17 protein-coding genes are annotated in these 15672 nt (G+C 66.0%); 11 read left to right on the plus strand and 6 right to left on the minus strand.

All coding sequences use genetic code 11. The annotated features are described in order from the left end of the window. The first annotated feature begins 126 nt into the window (after positions 1–126). Positions 127–786: an XRE family transcriptional regulator gene (locus tag AAFG50_RS34325; RefSeq protein ID WP_039185887.1), complete on the plus strand. Its 660-nt coding sequence runs from the start codon at positions 127–129 to the stop codon at positions 784–786. A gap of 97 nt (positions 787–883) precedes the next feature. Here AAFG50_RS34325 and AAFG50_RS34330 read toward each other — a convergent pair whose 3' ends face one another. Further along, a complete protein-coding gene (locus tag AAFG50_RS34330) occupies positions 884–2149 on the minus strand; it encodes a D-amino acid dehydrogenase (protein ID WP_028175179.1) in 1266 nt (421 codons plus the stop codon). Positions 2150–2220: 71 nt separating this feature from the next. Beyond that, a complete protein-coding gene (locus tag AAFG50_RS34335; RefSeq protein WP_039185890.1) occupies positions 2221–3549 on the minus strand; it encodes an aspartate aminotransferase family protein in 1329 nt (442 codons plus the stop codon). A gap of 148 nt (positions 3550–3697) precedes the next feature. On the opposite strand from AAFG50_RS34335, the gene AAFG50_RS34340 reads away from it, so the two are divergent. Together AAFG50_RS34340 and AAFG50_RS34345 are read left to right on the plus strand one after the other, a co-directional pair. Continuing rightward, positions 3698–4246 carry a cupin domain-containing protein gene (locus AAFG50_RS34340; RefSeq protein ID WP_011085008.1) on the plus strand — a complete coding sequence of 183 codons (549 nt, stop codon included), beginning with the start codon at positions 3698–3700 and terminating at the stop codon, positions 4244–4246. 187 nt (positions 4247–4433) lie between these two features. After that, positions 4434–4586: a hypothetical protein gene (locus AAFG50_RS34345; RefSeq protein WP_165448138.1), complete on the plus strand. Its 153-nt coding sequence runs from the start codon at positions 4434–4436 to the stop codon at positions 4584–4586. A 67-nt stretch (positions 4587–4653) separates the two neighbouring features. Here the strand turns inward: AAFG50_RS34345 and AAFG50_RS34350 are convergent, their stop codons facing one another. Genes AAFG50_RS34350 through AAFG50_RS34360 form a run of 3 tightly spaced genes read right to left on the minus strand, consistent with a single transcriptional unit; the run spans position 4654 to position 8457 of the window. Next, a complete protein-coding gene (locus AAFG50_RS34350) occupies positions 4654–6915 on the minus strand; it encodes a xanthine dehydrogenase family protein molybdopterin-binding subunit (RefSeq protein ID WP_028175177.1) in 2262 nt (753 codons plus the stop codon). Then, positions 6908–7963 carry a xanthine dehydrogenase family protein subunit M gene (locus tag AAFG50_RS34355; RefSeq protein ID WP_028175176.1) on the minus strand — a complete coding sequence of 352 codons (1056 nt, stop codon included), beginning with the start codon at positions 7961–7963 and terminating at the stop codon, positions 6908–6910. The genes AAFG50_RS34350 and AAFG50_RS34355 overlap by 8 nt, the downstream gene beginning before the upstream one ends. After that, positions 7960–8457 (minus strand): (2Fe-2S)-binding protein, encoded by a 498-nt coding sequence (locus AAFG50_RS34360; RefSeq protein ID WP_028175175.1) that lies wholly within the window; start codon positions 8455–8457, stop codon positions 7960–7962. The genes AAFG50_RS34355 and AAFG50_RS34360 overlap by 4 nt, the downstream gene beginning before the upstream one ends. Before the next feature lie 240 nt (positions 8458–8697). Here AAFG50_RS34360 and AAFG50_RS34365 point away from each other — a divergent pair, with 240 nt between their 5' ends. Beyond that, a complete protein-coding gene (locus AAFG50_RS34365) occupies positions 8698–9339 on the plus strand; it encodes a TetR/AcrR family transcriptional regulator (RefSeq protein WP_028175174.1) in 642 nt (213 codons plus the stop codon). 55 nt (positions 9340–9394) lie between these two features. Beyond that, a complete protein-coding gene (locus tag AAFG50_RS34370; protein WP_028175173.1) occupies positions 9395–9802 on the plus strand; it encodes a DUF4864 domain-containing protein in 408 nt (135 codons plus the stop codon). On the opposite strand, the gene AAFG50_RS34375 is transcribed toward AAFG50_RS34370, so the two are convergent. Continuing rightward, positions 9799–11073 carry an MFS transporter gene (locus AAFG50_RS34375; protein ID WP_028175172.1) on the minus strand — a complete coding sequence of 425 codons (1275 nt, stop codon included), beginning with the start codon at positions 11071–11073 and terminating at the stop codon, positions 9799–9801. The two genes, AAFG50_RS34370 and AAFG50_RS34375, sit on opposite strands and share 4 nt — an antisense overlap. A 151-nt stretch (positions 11074–11224) precedes the next feature. Between AAFG50_RS34375 and AAFG50_RS34380 the strand changes: the two genes are divergently transcribed. The 6 genes from AAFG50_RS34380 to AAFG50_RS34405 all read left to right on the plus strand — a co-directional run bounded on the left by AAFG50_RS34380 (position 11225) and on the right by AAFG50_RS34405 (position 15619). After that, positions 11225–11668 carry a hypothetical protein gene (locus AAFG50_RS34380; RefSeq protein WP_028175171.1) on the plus strand — a complete coding sequence of 148 codons (444 nt, stop codon included), beginning with the start codon at positions 11225–11227 and terminating at the stop codon, positions 11666–11668. Positions 11669–11745: 77 nt separating this feature from the next. Then, on the plus strand, positions 11746–12030 hold the full coding sequence (locus AAFG50_RS34385; RefSeq protein ID WP_028175170.1) for a hypothetical protein: 285 nt from the start codon (positions 11746–11748) through the stop codon (positions 12028–12030). A 9-nt stretch (positions 12031–12039) separates the two neighbouring features. Beyond that, a complete protein-coding gene (locus AAFG50_RS34390; protein ID WP_028175169.1) occupies positions 12040–13464 on the plus strand; it encodes a TolC family protein in 1425 nt (474 codons plus the stop codon). A 13-nt stretch (positions 13465–13477) separates the two neighbouring features. Next, the gene (locus tag AAFG50_RS34395; RefSeq protein WP_028175168.1) at positions 13478–14815 is read left to right on the plus strand and encodes a copper oxidase; all 1338 of its coding nucleotides are present in this window, start codon (positions 13478–13480) and stop codon (positions 14813–14815) included. A 32-nt stretch (positions 14816–14847) separates the two neighbouring features. Then, positions 14848–15300: a cupredoxin family protein gene (locus tag AAFG50_RS34400; RefSeq protein ID WP_028175167.1), complete on the plus strand. Its 453-nt coding sequence runs from the start codon at positions 14848–14850 to the stop codon at positions 15298–15300. Positions 15301–15316: 16 nt separating this feature from the next. Continuing rightward, on the plus strand, positions 15317–15619 hold the full coding sequence (locus AAFG50_RS34405; protein WP_028175166.1) for a copper-binding protein: 303 nt from the start codon (positions 15317–15319) through the stop codon (positions 15617–15619). Positions 15620–15672: the final 53 nt, after the last annotated feature.

Below are 15672 nucleotides of genomic sequence, written 5' to 3' on the forward strand. Positions count from 1 at the left end.
ACATTGCGGGCCAAGCCGTTTCGGCCTATTTTCACCAATATGAAAATTTGGTCACACTTTCGCAGGTGATGCAAGCGGTTTTCATGCACATGAAGGAAGCGGTTTGACGTGAGCGGTGGCAAAAGAATGCGCAAACCGGCCGCCGCAAAGCCGGCCAGGAAGCTGAAGGCCAAGACGGTGCCGGCCAAGGCGATGACCAAGCCGGCCGAGCCCGCGATGGACGTCGCGGTCGGCCGCCGCATCCGCGATATCAGGCGCGTCAGGCAATTCTCGCTGGAAACGGTCGCCGCGCGCACCGGCCTGTCGATCGGCTTCCTCAGCCAGATCGAGCGCGGCCTGTCGTCGCCGTCGCTGCGCGCGCTGGCAACGCTCTCCGACGTGCTCGGCGTCGGCATGGCGGCTTTGTTCGGTTCGAACCCAAGTGCCGACGGTGCCTCCGACCAGGTGGTGACGCGCGGGCTTCAGCGGCCGGAACTGAAACTCTGGCGCAGCGGAATTTCGAAGCAATTGCTGAGCGCCGCGGGCAGCGACAACCGGCTCAACCTGTTCCTGGTGCACATCGATCCCGGCGGCTCCGCGGGCGACGAGCTCTACACCCATGACGGCGAGGAAGCCGGCCTCGTGCTTGAAGGTGAGATGATGCTGACGGTGGACAGCGAGACGTGGTCGCTGAAGACCGGCGACAGCTTTCGCTTCGCCAGCCGCCGGCCACACCGGTTTTCCAATCCGGCGCAGGATGCCAAGGCCGTGGTGCTGTGGGTGAATTGCGTGACGGGGGCGGGGTAGTCAATTGCCGTCATTCCGGGGCGCCTCGAAGAGGCGAACCCGGAATCTCGAGATTCCGGATTCGATGCTTCGCATCGACCCGGAATGACAGCGTCAATCACCCGAACCGGTGCGTGTACCGATCCACCGTCAGCGCGCTGACGTCGACCTCCGGCTTCTTGCCTGACAGCATGTCCGCGAGCACCCGTCCCGAACCGCAGGACATGGTCCAGCCGAGCGTGCCGTGTCCGGTGTTGAGGTGGAGATTGGCGTATTGCGTCGGGCCGATCACGGGCGGGCCGTCCGGCGTCATCGGACGCAGGCCGCTCCAGAACGTCGCCTTGGACAGATCGCCGCCGCGCGGGAACAGATCAGTCAAGGAGTGATCCAGCGTGGCGCGGCGGGCGTCATAGAGCTTGCTCGAGAAGCCCGAGATTTCGGCAGTGCCGCCGACGCGGATGCGATCGCCGAGGCGCGTGATCGCGACCTTGTAGCTCTCGTCCATCACGGTCGATTCCGGCGCGCCGGAAGCGTCCTTGATCGGCACCGTGATCGAATAGCCCTTCACCGGATAGACCGGCAGCGAAATACCGAGCGGCGCAACGAGTCGCGACGACCAGCTTCCGAGCGCAAGGACGTAGGCGTCGGCCTGCAACACGCCGGCGCTGGTCACGACGCCGCTGACGCGTGCGCCGTCGGTGACGATGCGGTCGATGCCGGTGTTGAACATGAAGCGCACGCCGAGCGCCTGGGCATGCTTGGCCAGCGCCTGCGTGAACATGTGGCAGTCGCCGGTCTCGTCCTCCGGCAGGCGAAGTCCGCCGGCGAACTTCTCCTTCACGCCGGCGAGCGCCGGCTCGACCGCGATGCAGCCTTCGCGGCCCAGCACCTCGAAGGGCACGCCATATTGCTTGAGCACGGCGATGTCTTCGCCGGTGCCGTCGAGCTGCGCCTGGTGGCGGAACAGCTGGAGCGTGCCCTGCGAGCGCTCGTCATATTGAATGCCGATGTCGCGGCGCAGGTCGCGCAGGCAGTCGCGGCTGTATTCCGCGATCGGGATCATCCGGCTCTTGTTGACCGCGTAGCGCGCGCTGGTGCAGTTGCGCAGCATCTTGAGCAGCCAGACCCACATCACCGGATCGAGCTTCGGCCGGATCACCAGCGGGCCGTGCTTCATCAAGAGCCACTTGACCGCCTTCACCGGCACGCCGGGCCCAGCCCAAGGCGAGGAATAGCCGGGCGACACCTCGCCGGCATTGGCGAAAGAGGTCTCCAGTGCCGGCTCCGGTTGACGGTCGACGACCGTCACGTCATGGCCGGCACGCGCAAGGTAGTAGGCAGAGGTGACACCGATGACACCGCTGCCGAGGATCAGAACTTTCACGCTTCGTCAAACTCCCGCGGCATCACGCTCGCCGCTGCCAAGAAGAAACTCCGCAACGGCGAGAGCAATTATCAGGCCACCTTCTTGATGGCGTCGCCGAGGATCGAGACCATCTGGTCGATATGGCTCTTCTCGACGATGAGCGGAGGCGACATCGCGAAGCTATCGCCGCTCATACGCAAATAGAGGCCGGTGTTGAAGCAGTCGACCATCACGTCGTAACCGCGCGCACCGACCACGCCGGCGCGCGGCGCCAGCTCGACCGCGCCCATCAGGCCGCAATTGCGGATGTCGACGACGTTCGGCAGGCCCTTCAGCGAATGCAGCGCATCGCGCCAGTACTCGGCGATCGACGCACCGCGCGTGAGCAAGCCTTCGTCCTTGTAGATGTCGAGCGTCGCGATGCCGGCGGCGCAGGCGGTCGGATGCGCCGAATAGGTGTAGCCGTGGAACAGCTCCATCTGGTTCTCGGGGCCGACCATCATCCCGTCGTGCACCTTGCGGCTCGCGAACACCGCGCCGCAGGGAATGGTGCCGTTGGTGATGCCCTTGGCCGTCGTCATCAGGTCCGGCGTGACGCCGAAGAAGTTGGCGGCGAACGGCGTGCCGAGGCGACCGAAGCCGGTGATGACCTCGTCGAAGATCAGCAGGATGCCGTGCTTGTCGCAGATCTCGCGCAGGCGCTGCAGATAGCCCTTCGGCGGCGGCAGCACCGCGGTCGAGCCCGGCACCGGCTCGACGATGACGGCGGCGATCGTCTCGGCGCCGTGCAGGCCAACCAGGCGCTCGAGATCGTCGGCGAGCTCGGCACCATGCTCCGGCTGGTCCTTGGCGAAGGCGTTGCGGCTGAGATCGTGGGTGTGGCGGATGTGGTCGACGCCCGGCAGCAGGGTCGCGAAGGCGCGGCGGTTGGCGACCATGCCGCCGACCGACGTGCCGCCGAAGCCGACGCCGTGATAACCACGCTCACGGCCGATCAGGCGGGTGCGGCTCGACTGGCCGGTGGCGCGATGATAGGCGAGCGCGATCTTGAGCGCGGTGTCCACCGACTCGGAGCCGGAATTGGTGAAGAAGATCCGGTCGAGGCCCTTCGGCGCGATCTCGGCGAGCCGCTCGGCGAAATCGAACGCCAGCGGATGGCCCATCTGGAACGTGGGCGCGAAGTCCAGCGTCATCAGCTGCCGCTCGACCGCGGCGGCGATCTGCTTGCGGCCGTGGCCGGCATTGACGCACCAGAGGCCGGCGGAGCCGTCGATCACCTTGCGGCCGTCGACGGTGGTGTAGTGCATGCCCTCGGCCGAGGAGAACAGGCGCGGCGCCTTCTTGAACTGACGGTTGGCCGTGAACGGCATCCAGAACGAGTCGGTCTTGATAGTGTTCGGAATCTGATGAAGGGTCACGGCCGCGCTCCTTTGCTGACGAGATAGCAGAGGCACGGCTTCCAAGGCGCAACAAGTCCTTTTCTGGTGACCTGCAAGCCATTGATTTCACTGGGGCCGCTGGTCCATATTTGCGCGATCCGCAACACCTGCAACAGGGACCAGGGGCATGAGCGTCGACATCGGTGGACGGCTGCGATTCATCCGGGCGCGCCAGAAGCTGTCGCAGCGCGAGCTTGCCAAGCGCGCCGGCGTCACCAATTCGACGATTTCGCTGATCGAATCCAACCAGATGAACCCGTCGGTCGGCGCGCTCAAGCGCATCCTCGACGGCATCCCGATGGGGCTCGCCGAGTTCTTCGCACTGGAGCCGGAGAGCCGGCGCAAGATCTTCTATCGCGCCGAAGAGCTGACCGAGGTCGGCAAGAAGCCGATCTCGTATCGGCAAGTCGGCGACAATCTGTTCGGCCGCAGCCTGCAGATTCTGAAAGAGCGCTACGAGCCCGGCAGCGACACCGGGCGCGTGCATCTCGTCCATGACGGCGAGGAAGGCGGCATCGTGATTTCAGGCAAGCTCGAAGTCACCGTCGAGGACGAGCGCCGCATCCTCAATCCCGGCGATGCCTATTATTTCGAGAGCCGCCGCCCGCATCGCTTCCGCTGCGTCGGCGGCAAGCCGTGCGAAGTGATCTCGGCCTGCACGCCGCCGACGTTTTGACGCGGATCAAAATCCTCCGGGATATTACGGAGCCACCGGTTTCCTACGGAGCTTGAGCCATCTCAATTTCCGCGAGCCGAACCTCTATATATTACGAGCCGTAGCCGAGCAGCCTGGCGCAGAGGTGCTGAGGTTATGGCCCCGGACTCCTAGGCACTCCGGGGCCGCTTCGTAACAGGGCTCGCCGATGAAGATCACGCTCGCCAATGCAGAAGCCGCGCTCGACGAAGTTCGGCGCGATGCCGACAAGCTCCACTCGCGCGAGCTGCGCGAGGCCATCGCCGCATACATCGAGACGCAGAGAGAGGCGATCAAGGCCCTCCGGCGGAAGATGAACTGACGCTTCGACGCGGGGCGCCAGCCGTGCGGCGATCTCCGCGCGGCTCTCGTTGACATCGCCGCAGCGCTCAAGGCTGCGTCAGCAATTCCTCGATGCGGATCGGAAAGCGGCGCACGCGCACCCCGGTCGCGTGCCAGACGGCGTTGGCGACCGCGCCCGCACTGCCGGTGATGCCGATCTCGCCGACGCCCTTGATCCCGAGCGCATTCACATGCGGGTCGTGCTCCTCGACAGTAATGACGTCGAGCGGCGGCACGTCGGCATTCACGGGGATGTGGTACTCGCCGAGATTGGCATTCATGATCCGGCCGCTGCGGCGGTCGGTGATGGCCTCCTCGTGCAGCGCGAAGGACATCCCCCAGATCATGCCGCCGAACAGCTGGCTCTTCACCAGATGCGGATTGACGATGCGCCCCGCGGCGAAGGCGCCGACCATGCGCGTGACGCGGACCTGGCCGAGCTCGGGATCGACCTTCACCTCCGCGAACACCGCGCCATGGGCGTGCATGGCATACTCCTCCATCGCCGCAGGATTTGGCGCGCCGGTGCCACGCGCCTCGACCTCCGCGACGCCGGCACGCGCGAGGATCTCGGCATAGCTCTCGCCGCGACTCTCGTCGTCACGCCGGAACAGCTTTCCGTCGCGCGCGACCACGCCGGCATTGCCGGCGCCGAACAGCGGCGAGCGCTCGTCGCCGGTGGCAAGAGCGGCGAGCTTTGCAATCACGGCCGCGCCGGCGCTGTGGATCGCGGCGCCCGCGGTCGCCGTGTGCGCCGAGCCGCCGGCAATGCCGGCGTCGGGTAGGTCGGACGTTCCGGCCTTGAACGTGACGCGATCGATATCGAGGCCGAGACCGTCGGCTGCGATCTGGGCGAGTGCCGTCCAGGCGCCCTGCCCCATGTCATGCGCGCCGATCTCCATTGCACCGGTGCCGTCGCGGCGGAGCGCGGCACGCGCTTCCGCCTGGAACATCAGCGCCGGGAAGGTCGCGGTGCCCATGCCCCAGCCGACCAGAAGACCGGCATCGTCGCGCATCTGCCGCGGCTGGAGCGAGCGCTTGGCCCAGCCGAAGCGCGCGGCGCCCTGCGCGTAGCAGGCACGCAGCGCCTTGGATGAGAACGGCTTTCCCGTGATCGGCTCGACCTCGGCGTAGTTCTTCAGACGGAAGGCGAGCGGATCGATGCCGCAGGCCCAGGCCATCTCGTCGATCGCACTCTCGAGCGCAATCGAGCCGGTCGCCTCGCCCGGCGCGCGCATGAACAGCGGCGTACCGGTGTTGACGCGCACGGCATCGTGCGAGGTGCGGATCGCAGGCGCCGCATAGAGCGTGTGCGAGGCATCGGCGGCGGGCTCGTAGAAATCGTCGAACGTGCTCGACACGGTCCGCGCATGGTGATCGAGCGCGGTCAGGCGCCCCTCGCCGTCGGCGCCGATGCGCAGCCGCTGGCGGGTCGGTGCGCGATGGCCGACCGGGCCATACATCTGCTCACGGCGCAGCACGAGCTTCACCGGCCGGCCGACGAGCTTGGCAGCCATGATGCCGAGGGTCGGCGGGCCGGACATCAGCCCCTTGGAGCCGAAACCGCCACCGAGGAACGGACTGCGGATGTGGATCTTGTCAGGCGCAATGCCGAACAGCTCGGCGATGCGCCCGAGCGACAGCATCAGGCCCTGGGTCGGCATGTCGACCGACAGATTGTCCCCGTCCCAGCTGGCCACGATCGCATGCGGCTCCATGGCATTGTGATATTGCGGCGGCGTCTCGTAGACCGCATCGATCTGCTTCTCGGCCGAGGCAAGGCCCGCCTCGACATCGCCGCGGTGGCTTTCCGTGGGATTGCCGACGCCGACGACCGGCGGCACGTAGCTCTCGCCGGCATCGAGGCCGACGAGCGCAGGCAGCGCCTCATAGCGCGGCGCCAGCAGCACCGCGCCTTCCGTTGCCGCTTCCAGCGTCTCGGCGATCACGACGGCGATCGGCTGGTTGGCGTAGCGGACCTCGTCGCTCTGCAGCACCTCCATCCGGAACACGAACGGGTTGGTCTTGATCTCGGGGTCGATCGCGAGTGGCGGCTTGTGGTCTGGTGTCATGACGTCGACGACGCCGGGATGGCGCTTGGCAGCAGAGACATCGAGCGAGACCACGCGGCCGCGCGCAATGCTCGAGACCGCCATCACCGCAAACAGCATCCCGGGCGGATGATTGTCGGCCGCATAAGTCGCCTGACCCTTGACCTTGAGGAGGCCGTCGCGCCGGGTCAGAGGCTGGCCGATGCTCGAGCCGTGGCGCAGATGGGCGGGAGCGCTGGTGAGATTGAGCTCAGGCATGGATGGCTCCGGAGGTCGAGGCAAAGGGAGAGGCCGGCAGCGCCGGCAGGCGCGCCGGCGTACCGGCGGCGGCGAGAGTCAACGCGCGCACGACGATGCGGCGGGCGAGCTCGATCTTGAAGGCATTGTCGCCGGACGGCTTTGCGTCGGTGAGCGCGCGCCAGGCGGCTTCCTGGAAGGCGTCGGCCGTGGGTGCGACACCCTTGAGCACGTCTTCCCCGGCGCGGGCACGCCAGGGCTTTGCGGCAACGCCGCCGAGCGCGAGCCGCGCCTCCCTGATCTTGCCGTTCTCGATCTGCAACGCAGCGGCGGCCGAGACGACGGCAAAGGCGTAAGATGTGCGCTCACGAACCTTGAGGTAGCGCGCATGCGCCGCAAAGCTGCGCGCCGCAGCCGGCAGGCGCACCGCGACAATCAGGTCGCCGGGTTCGAGCGCGGCCTCGCGCTGAGGCGTATCGCCGGGCAGGCGATGCAGTTCGTCCAGTGCGATCTCGCGACGCCCGCTCCTGCCCTCGATCTCGACGATGGCGTCAAGTGCAACCAGGGGCACGCAGAAGTCCGAGGGATGCGTGGCGATGCAACTCTCGCTCCAGCCGAGCACGGCATGGGTGCGGTTCTCGCCGTCGCGGGCGTCGCAGCCACTGCCCGCCTCGCGCTTGTTGCAGCGGCTGGCGGTGTCATAGAAATATGCGCAGCGCGTCCGTTGCAGCAGATTGCCGCCGACGGTCGCAGCGTTGCGCAATTGCGCCGATGCGCCGGAGAGCAGCGCTTCGGCGACGGCCGGATAGGACTTCGCGAAGCCGGCATCGTGCGCGAGATCGGCGTTGCTCACCAGCGCGCCGATACGCAGCGACCCGTCGGCGAGATGCTCGATTGCGTCGAGCCCTTCGAGATGCGTGACATCGACCAGGCGATCCGGACCGCTGACGCCGCCCTTCATCAGATCGAGCAAATTGGTGCCGGCGGCGAGATAGACAGCGCCCGGCTGGCCGGCGGCGGCAACGGCTTCAGTAACCGTGGCCGGCCTGACATAATAGAACGGTTTCATGCGGAGCGCCTCTGGCTGGATTCGTCCATGCGTTCTTGCGCCTCGCGCACGGCGTCGACGATGCCGGCATAGGCGCCGCAGCGGCAGAGATTGCCGCTCATGCATTCGCGGATGCGTTCGGGATCGTCGCCGGCCTGGGCCTCGCGCATCATGCCGATCGCGCTCATGATCTGGCCGGGCGTGCAAAAGCCGCACTGAAATCCGTCATGGGCAATGAAGGCGGCCTGCACGGGGTGAAGCTGGTCGCCGCGCGCGACGCCCTCGATAGTGAGGATGTCGGCGCCGTCATGGCTGACGGCGAGCGCGAGGCAGGAATTGATGCGCTTGCCGTCGACGAGAATGGTGCAGGCGCCGCACTGGCCGCGGTCGCATCCCTTCTTGGTTCCGGTCAGATGGAGGCGCTCACGCAGGAGATCGAGCAGCGTGACGCGCGGATCGTCGAGGACGAAGTCGCGCCGCGCACCGTTCACGGTGAGGCTGATGGAGTGGTTCATACAAGGCTCCGATCAGATATGGACATGAGTGATCGCGCGGCGCGCCACCGCCGTGGCCGCCGTCGATTCCAGCGTTGACCGGGCGAAGCCGGGCAACATCCCAACGAAGATACGGAGGCACCCTCCGCTTAACAAGGGCCGCCGAAAAATATTTGGAATTCGTCAAAAGCCCATGCGCAGACAACGCGATGCAGCTAGCCAAGGGTTCAATCTAACCAATTCGTGATCTACATTGCCGGCATGGACGATCACACCGACCAGACCCGAAAGCCCCGCGCCGATGCCGTGCGCAATCGCGAGCGCGTGCTCGAGGCGGCCAAGGCCGTGTTCAACGCGGGCGGTCCGGAGGCGAGCCTGGAGGCCGTGGCGAAACGCGCCGGCGTCGGTATCGGCACGCTCTACCGGCATTTCCCGACGCGCGAGGATCTGTTCGAGGCGGTATACCGGCGCGAAGTCGAACAGCTCAGCGAGCTTGCCGAGCAGTTGAAGAATGCGAAGGACTCGGTCGACGCACTGCGCCGCTGGCTACGTTCCGGGGTCGAATTCGTGGCCACGAAAAAAGGCATGTCGGCAGCGCTGGCGCTGACGTTCCAGAGCTCGTCGGAACTTGCGGCCTTCTCGATGGACCGGCTGACCAAGGCGATCGGCTCGCTGCTCGACCGCGCCGTCGCGGCCGGCGAGATGCGTGCCGATGTCAGCCCGGAAGACCTGCTCAGGGCTCTGATCGGCATGTGCTACATGCACGACCAGCCCGGCTGGCAATCCTCGGTGCTGCGCATGCTCGACGTGTTCGTCGACGGGCTGCGCGTGCAGCCCGTCGCGAAGGCCAAGGCGCGCTCCGCCGCCAAGCCCGCGACGCCGGCGCCCAAGCGGAAGCGATAGCGCGTCCCGCGTTCTGCAAAATCGTGCTAGGATCAAGGCCGCCGGGATATCTGTCGTGCGCGTCGCAGCCTTGCTTCTCCTTCTCGCTGTTGTCCTCAGCCCGCTCTGCGCACTGGCCGACGACGTCGCCGCGGCACAGGGCATCATCCGCGCCCAGGAGCAGGCGTTCGTCCGCGACGATGCCACGGCCGCCTATTCCTATGCCGCACCGGCAATCAAGGAGATCTTTCCGGCGCCCGACATCTTCATGTCCATGGTGCAAAACGGCTACGCGCCGGTCTACCGCCACAAGAGTTTCGAGTTCGGCGACAGCAAGACCGAAGGCAACTGGATCGCCCAGCGCGTCCACATCGTCGACGCCAATGGCGAGGCCTGGGAGGCGCTCTACACGCTCGAGCAGCAGGCCGATGGCAGTTACAAGATCACCGGCTGCTCGCTGCTGAAGGCGGGACAGGCGGTTTAGGTCGCGAAACCCGGTCTTGCCTTGACCGAATTCATCCGCGCGCGGATCAGCAAGGTGAGGACGATGGCTATATTCAGCGCGTTCCAGGCCACGCCGTTTGCGAACGCCGCGGCATACGAGCCGGTGGCATCGAAGATGACGCCCGACACCCAGCCGCCGAACGACATGCCGAACACCGAGGCGAAGATCACGATGCCGACACGAGTCGCCGCCTCGCCGGCCGGCATCGCCTCGCGCACGATGATGGCGTAGCTCGGCACGATGCCGCCCTGAAACAGTCCGAACATCGCGGAGATCAGGTAGAGCGAGGCGAGGCTGTCGAAGAACAGGTAGAACACCAGCGCAAAGCCCTGCGCCAGCGACCCGACCAGCAGCGTGCGGACGCCGCCGATCTTGTCGGCAAGGAAGCCCGAGCCGATGCGGCTGACGATGCCGCAGGCCATCATCAAGGACAGCATCTCGGCGCCCCTCGCCACGCCATAACCGAGATCGCCACAATAGGCGACGATATGCACCTGCGGCATCGCCATGGCGACGCAGCAGGAGATGCTGGCGATCGAGAGCAGCACCGTCAGCGTATTGGTCGAGAGCTTGAGATCGACCCGCGGCGGCGGTGCATTGGCATGATCGCGAACCTTGTTGCCGCCCATCTGCGCGCGTAGGACCAGCACCAGGATCGTCATCAAGCCCACGCAGACGAGACCGATGCCGATATGGGTCATGCGCCAGCCGATCGTCTGCAGGCCCCAATTCACCAGCGGCGGCCACATTGTGCCGGCGACGTAATTGCCGCTCGCGACGATGGTCACGGCCAGCCCGCGATAGCGCTCGAACCAGTGCGAAGCCTCCGCCATCAGCGGCGCGAAGGTCGCCGAGGTGCCGAGCCCGATCAGGAAATACGCCGCCACGAACTGCCAGAGTTGACCAGACAGGCCCGCGAGCACATTGGCGACGCCGAGGAAGGCGATGCTGATCGCCATCGCCGGCACGATGCCGAATCGGTCGGTGATCTTGCCGGCGATCACGCCGCCAAGCCCGAAGCCGAACATCATGAGGGTGAAGGCCAGCGACACCGCGCCGCGCGTGGCGGCGAATTCGGCCTGGACCGCGGGAATCATGACCACGATCGCCCACATGCCGACGCCTCCGATCGATCCGATCAGAAGCGCAATGACAAGCCGCACCCAGGCCTGACGGGAATCAGGGCTGAATGAGTCTAATGAGTCTGATGTTTGTCCGGGATGATTTGGGGCGTGCACGGGCCGAACCATGGCCCGCGGATCGGAACACGGTCAAGCTTCGTGGCGTGATATTGGGCATGCGCGGTGCACTGCGGTAAGAAGATGCTTGGCGGATGCGCGTTTTGCCATTAGTTTGCAATCTGCGTGTGCAAGACTGCCGCGCGAGGAGCCTATCGGCGGAATGCTGTTGCGATTGACACGATCGATGCGGATCAGGGTGGGGCGGATCATCGCCCTCGCCTATCTGTTCTGCGTGCTCGCGCCGGCCGCAAGCCTTGCCTGGGGCAATGGTCCGGCGCCGTGCCTCGACGACGCGCTCCTCGCCGACCCCGTGCCGGTGCATCATCAGATGCCAGCCGGCCACATGCACGACGGCGCCTCGCATGACCACGCCGGACCGCATGCGCATCCCCAGACCGCGGCGCAGGACGCGCCTGCACCGCATCATCATGACGGCAAGGGAACAGTCGGCCCGTGCTGCGCGATGATGTGCGTGAGTGCGCTGCCGGCCGATCTGCCCGTCGTCGCCAAGCCGCTTCAGCCCATCTCCGCCTGCGCGCCCGAGATCGTGGCCAGCCTGCGTAGCGAGGCGCCGCCCCTGCTCTACCGTCCCCCCATCGCCTGATCTGACACGATGACGTCAGGGCCAGCGCGCGTCTGCGCGCGCGGGCCTGTGGTCTCACGACAGTTCAGGGATGAATCATGCTTACCCTTTCCGGGGCGAAGTCCGGCGCCGCATCCGCGGTGCGTGGACGACTCTTTCTAATTGGCTGGCCGCTGCTGGCCGTGATTGCGTTCGCGCTGTCCGGCTGCATGCCGGCCACCACGCAAGTGGCCGACGCCGATCCTGCCGATCCCTCGGCAAAGGTCGCCCGCGCCAGTTATCGGTCGACCGTCGCGCCCTATACCAGCCTGCGGCCTGCGACCCCGGCGCCATGGCGCGACCGCAACGACGCCGTGACACCGCAGCCGAAGCAAGACCGCTAGGAACCCGCCATGACACAGCATTCTGCGCGGGGCCTGCTCATGCTCACAGCGTTCGGACTCTCCGGCTGCATGGCGTTCTCGCCGGACGGCGGCATGACGACGGTCTCGGACCTCGCCAGCCAGACCATCAACAAGGACGTCGCCTTCGTCCGATCGGCAGAAGGCGCCGAGGCTGTCAACGCGACCGTCCACCGGTTGCTGGCGCGCACGCTGACCGCCGAGACCGCCGTGCAGATCGCGCTGCTCAACAACAAGGGGCTGCAAGCCGCTTACAACGAGCTGGCGCTGGCCGAAGCCGAGCAGGTCGAGCAGAGCCTGCCGCCCAATCCCGTGTTCTCGATCTCGCGGATCTCGGGCAATGGCGCGAACGAGATCGAGCGCCAGGTGGTCGGTGACATCCTCGCGCTGGCGACCCTGCCGTTCCGCTCCGACATCGCCCGCGACCGCTTCCGCCAGGCCCAATTGCGCGCGGCACTGGCGACGTTACGGCTCGCGGCCGACGTGCGCCGCGCCTATGTCCGCGCGGTCACCTGCAACGAGCTGGCGGTGCTGCTGACGGACGCGAAAGCGACGGCGGAATCGACGGCCCAACTCGCCGTAAAGCTCGGCGAAACCGGCTCGATCAACAAGCTCGACCAGGCCCGCGAACAGGTGTTCTACGCCGAGACCACCGCCGACCTCGCGACCGCACGGCAGGCCGCGACGAGCACGCGCGAAAGGCTCGCGCGCCTGATGGGACTATGGGACGACGGCCTCGATTTCCGTCTGCCCAACCAGTTGCCGCCATTGCCGCGCCGGCCACAAGCGCTGCCTTCGATCGAGGCCGACGCGGTCGCCCATCGCATCGACTTGCAGATCGCGCGGCTCGAGCTGACGGCGCTGGCCAAATCGCTCAATCTCACCGAGGCGACGCGCTTCGTGACGCTGCTCGATCTCGCCGGCATCTCCCGCCGCACCCAGGATCCGGAAGGGGCGCCGTTCCGCGAACGCGGCTTCGACGTGCAGTTCCAGATCCCGATCTTCGACGGCGGTGAGGTGCGCGTGCGACAAGCGGCGGAGACTTACAATCTCGCCTTCAATCGCCTGACCGAGCGTGCCGTGAACGTTCGCTCGGAGGCGCGCGATGCCTACCGGACCTACCGGTCCACCTACGATATCGCCAGTCATTACCAGCGCGAGATCATCCCCCTGCGCAAAATCATCACCGAGGAGATGCAGCTGCGCTTCTCCAGCATGCAGGTCGACATTTTTGCGTTGCTCACCGAGGCGCGACAGCGCCTGGCGTCGCTGCGCGGCGCCATCGATGCCAGGCAAAGATTCTTCCTCGCCCAGTCCGACTTGCAGACCGCCGTCAATGGCGGCGGTTCGCTCGCTTCCGGCGGCGACACGTCAACCACCATCGCCGCGGCAGCGTCTGCCGATGGCGACCACTGAGATGGAGGCCAGCATGTATTCCCGCCGAGGATTCTTGGGCACTGCCGCGCTTGCCAGCGCGTCGGCCATCAGCGGCCGCGTCCAGGCTGCGTCGATTCCGGAAGCACCTCACATGGACAAGGTGGTGATGCAGCCGCCGCTGCATCCGATCAGCGGCCCGGACTATCGCCCCGTGGTCACGCTGAACGGCTGGTCGCTGCCGTTCCGCATGAACGGTGACTGGAAGGAATTCCACCTCGTCGCCGAACCCGTGGTGCGCGAGTTCGCCGAAGGCATGAAGGTGAACCTGTGGGGCTATAACGGCCAGTCGCCGGGCCCGACCATCGAGGCCGTCGAGGGCGACAAGGTCCGCATCTTCGTCACCAACAAATTGCCCGAATACACCACCGTTCACTGGCACGGCATGATCGTGCCGAGCGGCATGGACGGCGTCGGCGGGCTGAATCAGCCGCACATCGATCCGGGCAAGACCTTCGTCTACGAGTTCGAGATGAAGAAGAGCGGGACCTTCATGTACCACCCGCATTCCGACGAGATGGTGCAGATGGCTATGGGCATGATGGGCATGGTCGTCGTGCATCCGCGCGACCCGAATTTTCGGCCCGTCGACCGCGACTATGTCTTCGTGATGAGCACCTATCGCGTCGATCCCGGCAGCTACCTGCCGCGGGTCAACGAGATGACCGACTTCAACATGTGGACCTGGAATTCGCGGGTGTTTCCGGGGATCGATCCGCTGCCGGTGCGGCTCGGCGACAAGGTACGCGTGCGCATCGGCAATCTCAGCATGACCAACCATCCGATCCATCTGCACGGCCACAGCTTCGCGGTGACCTGCACTGACGGCGGCTGGATTCCGGAGAGCGCGCAGATTCCCGAGACGACCACCGACGTCCCCGTCGGCGCGGTGCGGGTGTTCGACGTGCTCGCCGACAATCCCGGCGACTGGGCGTTCCACTGCCACAAGTCGCATCACACCATGAACGCAATGGGACACGAGGTGCGCACCCTCATTGGCGTGTCGCGCAAGGATCTCGCCAAGGCCGTCGGCAAGCTCGCACCCGACAGCATGGCGATGGGCTCGACCGGCATGGCGATGGGCAACATGGAGATGCCCGCGCCCGACAACACGCTGCCGATGATGACCGGCACCGGCCAGTTCGGCCCGATCGAGATGGGCGGCATGTTCACGGTGATGAAGATCCGCGAGGACCTCGCGCGCGACGATTACCGCGATCCCGGCCCGTACAAATTCCCGCAAGGCACCGTCGCCTACGAAGTGACGCCGCCGGCCGCGGAACCGGCGCGGCAGCAAGGCGGCACGCCGCCGATGAAGAACATGAAGATGTGAGCGTTTCGATGAACCACCAACTGGAGAACAAGATGAAGACGATCAAACTCGCCCTCGCGCTGGCTGCGCTTTCGATCGCGCCGGCCATTGCTCATGACCAGCACGGTCATGAGACCTTTTCGGCCGGCGAGCCCGGCGATCCCAAGAAGCCGGCACGTACCGTCGAGATCGCGATGAGCGAGATGTCCTACGAGCCGTCGAACATCACGGTCGAACGCGGCGAACAGATCCGCTTCGTGCTGCGCAATAGCGGCAAGGAAGACCACGAATTCCTGCTCGCCACCACCAAGGAGAACCTCGAGCACGCCGAGGTGATGAAGAAACATCCGCACATGGAGCACGACGACCCGAACGGGGTCCGGCTCGCCCCGAGCAAGACGGCCGAGATCCTCTGGAAGTTCAGCAAGGCCGGCACGTTCGAATTTTCCTGCCTGATCCCGGACCATCGCGACTACGGCATGGTCGGCCACGTCACCGTCAAGTGAAGCAATGGAGAGAGCCATGAAATCGATCACCCGCATCGCCGCCGCGCTCGCGCTGACGCTCGGCCTGACCTTCGGTGCCGCCGCGGCGCCAGGCGCCTCGATCAGCGGCGAGGTCAAGAAGATCGACGAGAGCGCCGGCAAGATCACGCTCAAGCACGGGCCGGCCAAGAGCCTCGGCATGGATGAACCCATGACCATGGTCTACCGCGTCAAGGACCCCGCTTTGCTCAAGCAGGTGAAGGTCGGCGACAAGGTCACCTTCGAAGCCGAGGAGGCGGCTTCGGGCTACACGGTGACGAAGATGGAGAAGGCGAAGTAGCTTTGCCACCTACCCCGTCATTCCGGGATGGTCCGCAGGACCAGACCCGGAAT

Source organism: Bradyrhizobium sp. B039 (genome assembly GCF_038965675.1).
In the GTDB taxonomy this organism is placed as follows: Bacteria; Pseudomonadota; Alphaproteobacteria; order Rhizobiales; family Xanthobacteraceae; genus Bradyrhizobium; species Bradyrhizobium diazoefficiens.

Bases quoted from the DNA above. Each gene is read 5' to 3' on its own strand.
- AAFG50_RS34325 (WP_039185887.1), top strand. From the start codon at position 127: ATGCGCAAACCGGCCGCCGCAAAGCCGGCCAGGAAGCTGAAGGCCAAG.
- AAFG50_RS34340 (WP_011085008.1), top strand. From the start codon at position 3,698: ATGAGCGTCGACATCGGTGGACGGCTGCGATTCATCCGGGCGCGCCAG.
- AAFG50_RS34345 (WP_165448138.1), top strand. From the start codon at position 4,434: ATGAAGATCACGCTCGCCAATGCAGAAGCCGCGCTCGACGAAGTTCGG.
- AAFG50_RS34350 (WP_028175177.1), bottom strand. From the start codon at position 6,915: ATGCCTGAGCTCAATCTCACCAGCGCTCCCGCCCATCTGCGCCACGGC.
- AAFG50_RS34355 (WP_028175176.1), bottom strand. From the start codon at position 7,963: ATGAAACCGTTCTATTATGTCAGGCCGGCCACGGTTACTGAAGCCGTT.
- AAFG50_RS34360 (WP_028175175.1), bottom strand. From the start codon at position 8,457: ATGAACCACTCCATCAGCCTCACCGTGAACGGTGCGCGGCGCGACTTC.
- AAFG50_RS34365 (WP_028175174.1), top strand. From the start codon at position 8,698: ATGGACGATCACACCGACCAGACCCGAAAGCCCCGCGCCGATGCCGTG.
- AAFG50_RS34375 (WP_028175172.1), bottom strand. From the start codon at position 11,073: ATGGTTCGGCCCGTGCACGCCCCAAATCATCCCGGACAAACATCAGAC.
- AAFG50_RS34380 (WP_028175171.1), top strand. From the start codon at position 11,225: ATGCTGTTGCGATTGACACGATCGATGCGGATCAGGGTGGGGCGGATC.
- AAFG50_RS34385 (WP_028175170.1), top strand. From the start codon at position 11,746: ATGCTTACCCTTTCCGGGGCGAAGTCCGGCGCCGCATCCGCGGTGCGT.
- AAFG50_RS34390 (WP_028175169.1), top strand. From the start codon at position 12,040: ATGACACAGCATTCTGCGCGGGGCCTGCTCATGCTCACAGCGTTCGGA.
- AAFG50_RS34395 (WP_028175168.1), top strand. From the start codon at position 13,478: ATGTATTCCCGCCGAGGATTCTTGGGCACTGCCGCGCTTGCCAGCGCG.
- AAFG50_RS34400 (WP_028175167.1), top strand. From the start codon at position 14,848: ATGAAGACGATCAAACTCGCCCTCGCGCTGGCTGCGCTTTCGATCGCG.
- AAFG50_RS34405 (WP_028175166.1), top strand. From the start codon at position 15,317: ATGAAATCGATCACCCGCATCGCCGCCGCGCTCGCGCTGACGCTCGGC.